The 10,041-nt window shown below is 56.0% G+C and carries 11 protein-coding genes; 7 read left to right on the plus strand and 4 right to left on the minus strand.

Features of this window, described 5'->3' with window-relative positions:
- Nucleotides 1-385 precede the first annotated feature (385 nt).
- Genes HZB34_16900 through HZB34_16910 form a run of 3 tightly spaced genes read left to right on the plus strand, consistent with a single transcriptional unit; the run spans nt 386 to nt 3,263 of the window.
- Nucleotides 386-1,174 carry a DUF3365 domain-containing protein gene (locus HZB34_16900; GenBank protein MBI5317642.1) on the plus strand — a complete coding sequence of 263 codons (789 nt, stop codon included), beginning with the start codon at nt 386-388 and terminating at the stop codon, nt 1,172-1,174.
- Entirely contained in the window at nt 1,171-2,784 is a 1,614-nt protein-coding gene (locus HZB34_16905) for an SUMF1/EgtB/PvdO family nonheme iron enzyme (protein MBI5317643.1), read from the plus strand. Before HZB34_16900 ends, HZB34_16905 begins: the two co-directional genes overlap by 4 nt.
- A 38-nt stretch (nt 2,785-2,822) precedes the next feature.
- On the plus strand, nt 2,823-3,263 hold the full coding sequence (locus HZB34_16910; protein MBI5317644.1) for a hypothetical protein: 441 nt from the start codon (nt 2,823-2,825) through the stop codon (nt 3,261-3,263).
- Nucleotides 3,264-3,300: 37 nt separating this feature from the next.
- On the opposite strand, the gene HZB34_16915 is transcribed toward HZB34_16910, so the two are convergent.
- On the minus strand, nt 3,301-3,783 hold the full coding sequence (locus tag HZB34_16915) for an EVE domain-containing protein (GenBank protein ID MBI5317645.1): 483 nt from the start codon (nt 3,781-3,783) through the stop codon (nt 3,301-3,303).
- Between the two features lie 472 nt (nt 3,784-4,255).
- Between HZB34_16915 and HZB34_16920 the strand changes: the two genes are divergently transcribed.
- The 3 genes from HZB34_16920 (at nt 4,256) to HZB34_16930 (ending at nt 6,281) form a co-directional block, all read left to right on the plus strand.
- Nucleotides 4,256-5,176: a multicopper oxidase domain-containing protein gene (locus tag HZB34_16920; protein ID MBI5317646.1), complete on the plus strand. Its 921-nt coding sequence runs from the start codon at nt 4,256-4,258 to the stop codon at nt 5,174-5,176.
- Nucleotides 5,177-5,279: 103 nt separating this feature from the next.
- Nucleotides 5,280-5,696 (plus strand): group 1 truncated hemoglobin, encoded by a 417-nt coding sequence (locus HZB34_16925; protein ID MBI5317647.1) that lies wholly within the window; start codon nt 5,280-5,282, stop codon nt 5,694-5,696.
- Between the two features lie 252 nt (nt 5,697-5,948).
- Complete coding sequence (locus HZB34_16930; protein ID MBI5317648.1) at nt 5,949-6,281, plus strand: hypothetical protein; 333 nt, start codon at nt 5,949-5,951, stop codon at nt 6,279-6,281.
- A 384-nt stretch (nt 6,282-6,665) separates the two neighbouring features.
- Here HZB34_16930 and HZB34_16935 read toward each other — a convergent pair whose 3' ends face one another.
- Complete coding sequence (locus HZB34_16935; GenBank protein ID MBI5317649.1) at nt 6,666-8,531, minus strand: transketolase; 1,866 nt, start codon at nt 8,529-8,531, stop codon at nt 6,666-6,668.
- 464 nt (nt 8,532-8,995) lie between these two features.
- Here HZB34_16935 and HZB34_16940 point away from each other — a divergent pair, with 464 nt between their 5' ends.
- Entirely contained in the window at nt 8,996-9,250 is a 255-nt protein-coding gene (locus HZB34_16940; protein MBI5317650.1) for a hypothetical protein, read from the plus strand.
- Here the strand turns inward: HZB34_16940 and HZB34_16945 are convergent.
- Nucleotides 9,231-9,548 (minus strand): hypothetical protein, encoded by a 318-nt coding sequence (locus HZB34_16945; GenBank protein MBI5317651.1) that lies wholly within the window; start codon nt 9,546-9,548, stop codon nt 9,231-9,233. The genes HZB34_16940 and HZB34_16945 overlap by 20 nt on opposite strands.
- 378 nt (nt 9,549-9,926) lie before the next feature.
- The coding region (locus HZB34_16950; GenBank protein ID MBI5317652.1) for an IS110 family transposase at nt 9,927-10,041 on the minus strand (115 nt) is incomplete at its 5' end.

Here is a 10,041-nt window from a genome sequence, read left to right on the forward strand (position 1 = left end):
AACCGTTCCCGGCGAGTGGGCTTGCGATACTGTTCAAACGTAACCTCGGCAAATGTCGATTGCTGCATGGGCGCGCCTCCCGTTCAGTGCTGCGCTACCCTTAGCACATCATGAACGGAGAATAAATCAGACCTTCCTTAGATGGTTACGTCGGCCCCCATGGACATTCCCCGTTCCGTATTTCATAAAGCGGTCTTGCGATGGCCAATTGTCTGATACAGGTAACGACGCGATCGATGTCTGCTTGCATGTGTGCATAGGTCAAGCCGCCTGCATGGCTTGACTTCACCTATGACCAAACGTACCATCCATCAGTGAGGGCTCCCGGTCTGTTGGGGTGATCTCGCAAGTTGTTCCACCATGCATACGCGGCAGGGTCGATGTTATGGCTAGTCGCTTGCGGTGGATTATCGCATTGCTCTTGGCCTGCACCATGGCCGGTTGGGCAAAGGGCGAAGGTGTTTGTGCGAAGGATCGTCAGCCGGAATCCGGCCTCTCCCTCAAAACTATTCTTGAACTTGAGACGACTGCTCGCCTCCTGGCGATCCTTCTCGATTCCGGGAGAAATGTGATCAATGAGCAGCAAGTGCTGTCGGGCGATCACGAAACAATTGAGAAAGGTTTTACCCCGGACATGTTTGAGCGACAATTAACGGAGATCTTTTACAGTCGCTCAGGTACCGATCTTCGAGATCTAGAGGCTGCGAGAATTTCGCCTCGGGCAAAGAAGCTTCTCAAAGAACTGGTGTCGGTCAGTAGGCAGGTGGTCGAACAGGCCCACCGGCAAGCTGATCAACCAGGCAGGGAACTCAAAGAGTTAATTCCGGCAATCTTCGGTGCGCGCGTGGCCGCCCGATTCACGGAACGGACGCACGTAGGGCTCAAGCAGACGGCACTGGAGCCTCGTAATCCACTCAATGCGCCTGATGTGATGGAACGAGCGGCGTTGGAGGCCTTTGCCGAGCCCTCATATCCACGTGAAAAAGTGATCAGCGAAGTGACTTCGAAAAGCGGATTATTGCGCCTCATGTTTCCGCTCTATACGACAAGGAAATGCTTGGATTGCCACGGTGATCCCAAAGGAGCACCGGACAGGACCGGTTATCCCCGTGAAGGACTTAGACTCGGACAAAATGCCGGTGCAATCAGTGTGGTGATCCCGATTCGACCATGAAACGGATGGCTGTGTTTTTGTGCGTAGTGATCGTCGTCGGCTCCGGTAATCTTTGGGGAGCCGATCGAGTGGAGACATCTGCTGCAAAGCCGGCAGGGAGTGGGGTCATTGTCCATAGTGACGGGTATATATTGACCGCGGACCACGTGGTTGCCAATGCTAAGAAGGTCTTCGTCGTGACAGCTGGAGATTTCCGCGCGCCGGCAACCATCATCAGCACCGATTCTGAACACGACCTCGCTTTGCTCAAGATTGAAACGGTGGGACTGACGGAGGCACCCATCGGCTATGCGGGCGCCGTCCGACTCGATCAAGAAATTGTCACCGTGGGATTTTCATTTGGCCTCCGAGAGGTCTCTGTGACCCGTGGTCGGATCGCAGCGGTGCGGACAAAGGGTGTCCAGCGGGTCTTTCAAGTGGATGCGGCCATCAATCCCGGCAACAGCGGAGGCCCCATCTTCAATCGACGCGGAGAGGTAGTGGGCCTCCTGACCACCAAATTTACCCATCCTTCCGGCATCGTCCCGGAAGGGATGTCCTTTGCGCTGCCAATTAGCTATGCCACGCCTCTCCTCGCAAATATTCCGGATTTCGACTTTGCGATGATCGGGAAAGGGAGGAAGAATGTTAAGGGAGGCGGTGCGGCCGAAGTCCTTACCAAAGTAATCGTCAAGACCACGGTTCTTATCGAGACAGTCAGGAACACCGAGGTTGCCTCGATTCCACCGCTTCCAGATCAGGTTGCCGGAGCATCGTCAAAGAACGATCCTCGGGACTCTGCCTTGCCGCGCCTACAGCCGAGCCCGGTGCGTGAACAGGCGCCGAGCGCACAGAACGAGGAGGCGATCGTGAGGGTGAACGACCAATTACGGACGGCCCAGCAAGAAGAACTGAAGCAGTTGACTCAGCGCGGGATTGCTCAACCGGAGGGGATGGTCGTGATCCCAGCCGGAGAGTTTTTAATGGGTGCGGAGGATGGGCAGCAAGATGCTCGTCCGATGCATCGAGTGTATCTCAGTTCTTATTGGTTCGACATCTATGAAGTGACGAACGCAGGGTACCGACAGTGTGTTGAAGGAGGGGGCTGTACGCCGCCCAAAGATCGCCAGACATTCGACGACCCTCACCGCACGCAGCATCCTGTGACCAACATTACCTGGAACCAGGCGCGATCCTTTTGCCAGTGGCAAGGTAAACGATTGCCGACAGAAGCTGAATGGGAAAAGGCGGCTCGAGGGACGGATGGCCGCCGTTACCCCTGGGGCAATGACGAAGAGGTGATCAAGAGTCGTGTGAGAAATGGAGAGCTTAGGACCGGCGTCAACGGAACCGAGTTTGTTGGGCGCCAGGCGGCGACAGCATCGCCCTATGGGGTCTTTGGCTTGGTCGGTAGTGTGTCACAGTGGGTAAAGGATTGGTACGCAGAGGACTTTTACCAGACGTCTCCGGTCAGAGACCCACAGGGACCGGCACGTGGCTCCTTCCGGGTGTTGCGGGGCGGGGAATGGAACGAAAAACCACCGGATCTCCGGGCCAGCTATCGAGGGTGGGATGAAGTGACCTACTGGGGACCAACACTCGGCGTACGCTGCGCGGGAGATGTGCCCTGATTGTGCGCTTTTCCCTGTGACGTCTTGGTATGGGCAGAATGAGACATCCCGTTAAGGCGCCGTCAGTCTACCTCATGGGTTTCTGGCAGCTGATCACAGTTTTGTTTGTGAGCAATGTTCCAGCTTATGCGGAGTGGGTGGCAGTTGAGAAAGACAATCTGTTGCCGGGACTACAGACTCTGTACATCGAGGCGGACACCATTCGCAGAGAAGGGAATTTGGCGACGGTGTGGCAATTAATCGATTTTAAGTGGATGCAAGGAAGTGCGAGAGGCCCTTCCAGATTCTTATCGACAACGACTCACAAACAACTCGACTGCCGCGAAAAGCTTGTTCGATTGCTCGCGTATACGGAGTTTTCACTCCAGATGGGATCTGGTATCCGGGTTGATGGATATGTAGACAAGGACCGCTGGCTCCCAGTTGAACCGGAAAGTATCAATTCCGCTCTGTGGGAACTCGCCTGTGGTCAGGAGTGATCGTACAGCCGCGGCGAAAGAGCAAAGAGATGCCTGCTTAGTCAGCCTGGACACCGGCCAACTTGAGCACCAGCATCCATTCGGCTTCCGTCACCGGCTGAACAGAGAGGCGGGATCCTTTTCGCAGCAAGATCATGTTCTTCAACTTCGGTTCCTGTCTCAGCCGGTCGAGTGACAGACTGGATTTGAATGTCTGACGATACTGGATGTCCACCATATCCCATCGTGGAGCAGAGGGAGTACTGGCTGGGTCGTAGTGGTGGCTGGTCTTGTCAAACTGCGTTTCGTCCTGATAGGCAGTCCGCACGATCTCTGCAATCCCTACGACAGCGGGCGGATCGGCGTTGCTATGGTAAAAAAGCACTTGGTCGCCGACAGCCATATCACGCAAGAAGTTGCGCGCCTGGTAGTTCCGTACACCATCCCAACAGGTAGTCCGTCTCGGGGATTGTGCAAGATCATCGATCGAAAAGACTCGTGGTTCCGATTTCATCAGCCAATAGCGTCGTCCTCGTAGCATTTCGTTACCTTGCCTCTCGTATGGCAACAACGTGTAGAGCTTGCTTAGACCATGCCCCGAGCGTATAAACTATCTCTTTGCCAAAAAACAAGGGAGGGAGATGCAAACCTTCTCCCTCCCGCTAAGCCGTGTTCCATGGAAAACTCCAAATCGTTGATCCTCGGGCAACGGTGGGCGAAACATGTTCGCGCGTGGTTGAAAGACTCGACAGGAAGAACCGGACAGATCATGTGCTACAAAACCGGACCACGTAACTTACGATCTACATGGGATTAACAAAGGGCTTGACTCTTAACCGGACACTACGATATACACCAAAGAGTTTTGCTGTGTTATTCTCTTTCTCACACACAGACGAAGTGCCTGTGAGACCCTCACATAGAAAACACCAGTTGCACATTTGCCTGCAGAAGTTCGCCCAACCATTTCAGAAGGGAGCTCAACTATGATGAAAAGACAATCACCTCAACTGATGGCCATCGCAGGGGCCATGGTCCTTGCGATGACCGGATTGATGGGATTGCCCTCCGAGGCATCTGCGAAGACCCATGACATCAAGATGACCGCCATGGAAGCGGAAATCGTGATTGAAGGAACGGGAACGAAATATAAGGCCTGGACGTTCAACGGCCAGATGCCGGGGCCGGCCGTGCGGGTCACGGAAGGCGACACTGTCAACTTCACGCTGGAGAATCCCAAGACCAACTTTTTTCCACACGCCATGGACTTCCATGCGGCGGAAATCGATTTCCTGAAGAACTACCGGGCCATCAATCCGGGAGAAACCATTTCCTTCACCTTTGTGGCGAAGAAGCCCGGCGTGTTTTTCTATCATTGCGGAGCGGCGCCCATGATCCAGCACGTCGCGCGCGGCATGTTCGGCGCGATTATCGTCGATCCCAAGGATCCGAAGGTCTGGCCGAAAGCGCACCGGGAGTTTTTGTTAGTCCAATCAGAGCTCTGGAAGAACCCCGACGATGTCGAGGCCATGTTCGCCCGGAAGTTCGACTATACGGTCTTCAACGGAGGGATCTTCAAGTATCATCCCTTTTTCATCGGCTCGGAAGCGCTGGAGGCGAAACCGAATGAGCGGGTCCGGATCTATTTTGTGAACGCGGGCCCCAACGAGTTTTCCTCGCTCCACCCGATCGGCGAGATTTGGGATAACGTCTACGAGAGCGGGAACCCCTCCAATAAACTTACAGGGGTGCAAACCTATGTTGTGGGACCCGGAAGCGCCGCCACATTCGACTTAGTCTCCGAATCACCCGGGGTCTATCCGATTGTGACGCATTCGCTCACTGGAGCCCTTCGGGGAGCCATTGCCGCTCTGACGGTTACACCGGTAGCCAAGGATGCTCCGCTGATGCCACTGACGCCCTGGAAACCCTAAACGACTAGAAGTATGATAGAGGCGTGCACTCGAAGGAATCCCTCACTTACCTCTCAAAAAAGGAGCGCCGTTCATGAAACAACTTTCTCGCGCCATCAAGACTATGCTGACCGTCGCCTTGCTGTTGAGCTCAGCGCCGGTGTGGGCAGCCGATGCTCCGTTGCCCTCACTCTATGAACGGCTCGGCGGAACAGGCCCTATCACGGCCGTCGTCGGCAAGTTCGTCAGCATCGTGGGCCAAGACAAGCGCATCAACGGGTATTTTGCCAATACCGATTTGGTGCACCTGAAGAAACAGCTGGTCGACCAGGTTTGCCAAGCCAGCGGCGGCCCCTGCACCTATGAGGGAAAAGACATGAAAACAGCGCATGCCGGCATGAAAGTCACGACGGCTGCCTTCAATGCCTTGGTAGAAGACCTTGTCAAGGCATTGGATACGTTCAACGTGCCAGCCAGGGAAAAGAACGAACTTCTTTCCGTGCTGGGTCCAATGAAGGCCGACATCGTCGAAGTGCCGTAAAGGGCGACGGGCAGGCGGCGACATCCTTGCCGCCTGCCCATACCGGAGCTTCGCATGCTCCGACAACTCGATGAACCTACCCACGGGCTTCAGATCGCCTCCCTGCAGACAAGTATTCCGATGACGCGAACAGTTCATCGCAGATACGCAACCTTGACGCAGACGCCCTTCGCGAAGAGCATACCCGCAATCTGCCTACAGCCTCATGTAGACGGCAAGGCCGTGCTCAGGCACACCTGTCTGATGCTAGCGATGGCGCTCACCGTGGGTCTTGCCGTATTTCAGCCGATCGGAGCCAGCCACGCTGCCATGGAGAGAGTTCCCGTCATGCTGACTGGACCTGGCTGCGACACCCATGAGAACGAGCTAAGCAAGGCGCTGCTCACCTTGCAGGGTGTGAACGCCGTGTATTTTCATCGCATACCCGATCACGTCTTGGTGGATATCACCGTGGATATGACCACGCCGGAAGAACTGGTTCGCCATCTCAATACGGCGGCCACGTCATGGCAATGCCGCGCGGAAATTATGCAGTCCTGCATCACGGCAGCCCCGGCCCCCCAGACTCGAAAAGACGCACCATGAGCGGGCGAGTGAAATCCCACCAGTTTCGCACGCGATGCGGGATCATCGCCGGACTGATGTTTCTCCACGAACAGCCACTGCCCTAGCCCGCATTATTCACGAAGGCTTCTACTGCAACCGCTGACACGCCGCTGCGACAGGCCTGGCGGCGGGCGGGCTCGCCGCTCAGTCGGTCAACATACTGTTTAAGTATGCTTCCCTCCCTCGCGGCTCCGCGCGCCCGTCTCGCTTGGCGTCTCGGCGGTTTCGTCACGAACCCTCGTGAATAATGCGGGCTAGCGGGCTTCGGTTGGTTCCTGACGCAGACGTTGGCGGACCGATCCTGACAGAACGTTCAGGAAAGCAATCTCATCACACTCATGAGGAAGAGCGGTGCAGGAGGGCTTATTTCGTGATTCGTTTGGCTGCTTCGACAATCGAGCGAGCACCAATGCCAAAGTGATCGACGAGTTCGTCCGGCTTCCCGCTGTGCGGGATTGTGCGAACAGCGAGTTTATGCACCTTGATGCCCTCTGGTCCGACGGCGCTGAGCACCGCATCTCCGAGGCCCCCGTGAGCATAGTGATCTTCAACGGTGAGCATGCGTCCCTGTGTGGCCCTGGCGCTGTCCAGCAACGTGGTGCGATCGATAGGGGAAATGCTGTACAGATCGATGATCCGCACGGAGATGCCGGCCGCCTTCAATGTGTCGTAGGCCTTCAGGGCCTCGAAGAGCGTAACGCCGGCCGCCACGATCGTCAGGGCATCCGACGCGCTCTGGCGAATGACCTTCGACCCGCCGAGCTGGAACGTTTCCTCCGGTCCATACAGGACAGGAGACTTGGGCCGGCCGGCCCTGATGTACACCATCCCTTTGTGGGAGGCAGCCAATTCGGCAAGCCGATAGGTACAGGTCGCATCGGATGGGTACAACACGATGACGCCAGGCTGCGCCGCCATCATTGCAATATCTTCCAATCCCATCTGCGAGGGACCGTCCTCTCCAATGCTCACGCCGATATGGGTGCCAACCAGTTTGATATTCGAACCGCTGATGGCTGCCATGCGGACGAAATCGTAGGCTCGGGTAAAGAAGGCGGCGAATGTCGCCACGAAGGGAATCTTCCCGCAGGCAGCTAAGCCGGCTGCGGCCCCCAGCATGTTTTGTTCCGCAATAAAGTTTTCAAAGAACCGATTGGGAAACTTCTTGCCGAACTTGTCGGTGTAGGTCGAATTTTTCACGTCGGCATCCAGGCCGACAACCAGCGGATTGACCGAGCCCAATATCTCAAGGGCCTGGCCGAAGGCTTCACGGGTGGCGACTGCCTCGCCGATCTTGTAGGGCGACGGCGGGAGGGGACTGATCGGTGAAGGCCCCTGGACCGGCACTGACGGTTTCCGAATCGAGATAGCCGTGCTGCTGGCCTTCAATTGTTTGGTCAATTCATCGATCGCCTGTTGGGTCTCCGCGCCTTTGGGGATCGGTTTCCCATGCCAGCTGGGATGGTTTTCCATAAAGGAAATACCCTTCCCCTTCAACGTCTTGGCAAGGAGCACAGTCGGTTTGCCTTTGGTGCCGGCGGCAGTATCGAACGCCTCAAGCAGCGCGGCAAGATCGTGCCCGTCGACCACCAGCGCTTGCCACCCAAAGCCGGCCCACCGGGAGCGATAGGCCTCCATGTCATGTTGCAGCATGGTGGGATCGCTTTGCCCCAGCCGATTCACATCGACAATGGCGCAGAGGTTATCCAACCCATGATGACGTGCGACCTCAGCCGCTTCCCAATTGGATCCCTCGACTGATTCTCCATCGCCCATCAAGACGTAGATCCTGTGATCCAGCTTATCGACGAATTTTGCGTTCAGGGCGATGCCGATGCCGACTGGAAGCCCTTGCCCCAACGAGCCAGTGGCCATATCGACAAACGGCAAGCGAGGAGTCGGGTGCCCCTCCAGGTCCGAGGCCAAGGTGCGCAACTTCAAGAGATCGCTTTTTGGGAAGAGCCCTGCCTCGGCCCAGGCGGCATAGAGCAACGGAGCTGCATGGCCCTTTGACAAGACAAACCGGTCGCTATTGAGGGCTTTCGGATTCTTGGGATCATACCGCATGACAGAGAAGAACAGGGCTGCAACAATATCCGCAGCCGAACAGCAGCTGGACGGATGCCCGCTCCCGGCTTCAGTCGTCGCACGAACACTTTCGATCCGGAGCTGCGTGGCCTTGTTCTGCAGTTCAGCAAGCATGTCGGGGGAGGCGATTGAGCTAGCCATCGGAACTCCTTTCGGGATTGGGCGCCAAAACGCTGCGGATTTTCCTTCTTCTCTATCGGTAGCAATGCGGCGGGTCTTGAGGCTAACAAAACGACATGGGGGAGTCAATGAAGCGAAACGCGAAGCGATTTCAGCAATAGCGTGAATAGCTTGTCCGTTCGTGACATTGCGACTACGATTGTATTGAGCAGGATGCTGAAAAGGGGGCTGGGGTAGCTGAGGCGATCCCCGTGCTCGCGCAACGCGCGGCCTGAGAAGGATGTGAAGGGTAGCCTGGCCGTCCTCCTGCTCGCGGAACGCGCACGATCAGAATGTGCTCGTTCGACGCGCGCAATCGAGGATCGACCAGGCCACCCTTGAAAATGAAATGGGAGATCGGGAAGACGCGCGCAGTTGGGATCATCTCAGCCACCCCTTGTAAAGTGATAGTTCACTCGACGGTGAATAGGGCTGAGGAGATTGAGATGAAGAAATCCAGATGCAGTATGGTCCTCGTTGTCGGATTGCTGGCGGTAGTGGGGCTATGGGGCTGTAATCAGGAGACGCCGATAGAGAAGACGAAGGCTGCGGCTGCGTCCGGTAGTGCGGCAACGCAGGCTGCAGGACAGGCCGCGGTTGATGCAATACAGACTCCGATGGATCAGGCCCGTCAGGTGGAAGGTACATTGGAGCAGTCAGCTGAACAGCGGGCTGCTGAGGCTAAGAAAGCGACGGAGTAGAACGCAGAAATATGAAGAGGCTCGGTTGACGAAGGGAGTGGAGCTTCGGCGTCGCCATGATGCGACGGTTTTCCACTGCGACTGGACCGTATGACACCTCACCACGCACGACTATAAAACTGCGCCGAAGCGTCGCAATGCCGTCGTGCGTGGCCGTCACCACCTCGTGAGATATGGCAGACGCCATGCCGAGCGCCTCAGTCCACATCCCTTCCAGCCGAGCCAAACCCATGTGCTCAACAGAAGCAGCGTGGCAAATCCGGTAAATCGGCAATGACGGTCTCTGAGTCAATCCCATAAACTGGGAACGTGAAAAACGGTCCTTGTATCTTCCGTTATTAAGTCTCGGTTGTTAGAAGTGTAAGAAGTGAGAGGAGAAAAATGAATCCAAGAATCCTTCTTGTGCTCTCGCTGGTGCCATTTGGTATTCCGCTTATCATTAGCATCGGAGCGGTCGTCGGCATTATTCCGCTTAGTCCTGGAACTAGCCAAGACTTCCGATCATCTCTTCCTGCGCCTTCGCGTTTATACTTAGTGTTGTGATTTGGAAGTGGCGTCCCCCTGACTTTATACTAAGAAGGTTCAAAACATGGCAATGAAGTCCAGTCAGGATACGGATGGAAAATAGGCGAGAAGAAAAGTCGGGGGGGAACGGTGTCAGCAACTGTCTTGAGATTTAGGCATGGTGTGCCCCCACTTCTTGCCAGGGCGTCCGATGTTTCAGCATCGCATTGAGAATCGTCAGCAACTTGCGCATGCAGGCGGTGAGTACCACTTTCTTCGCTTTCCCT

The organism is Nitrospirota bacterium, from assembly GCA_016219645.1.
GTDB lineage: Bacteria > Nitrospirota > Nitrospiria > Nitrospirales > Nitrospiraceae > Palsa-1315.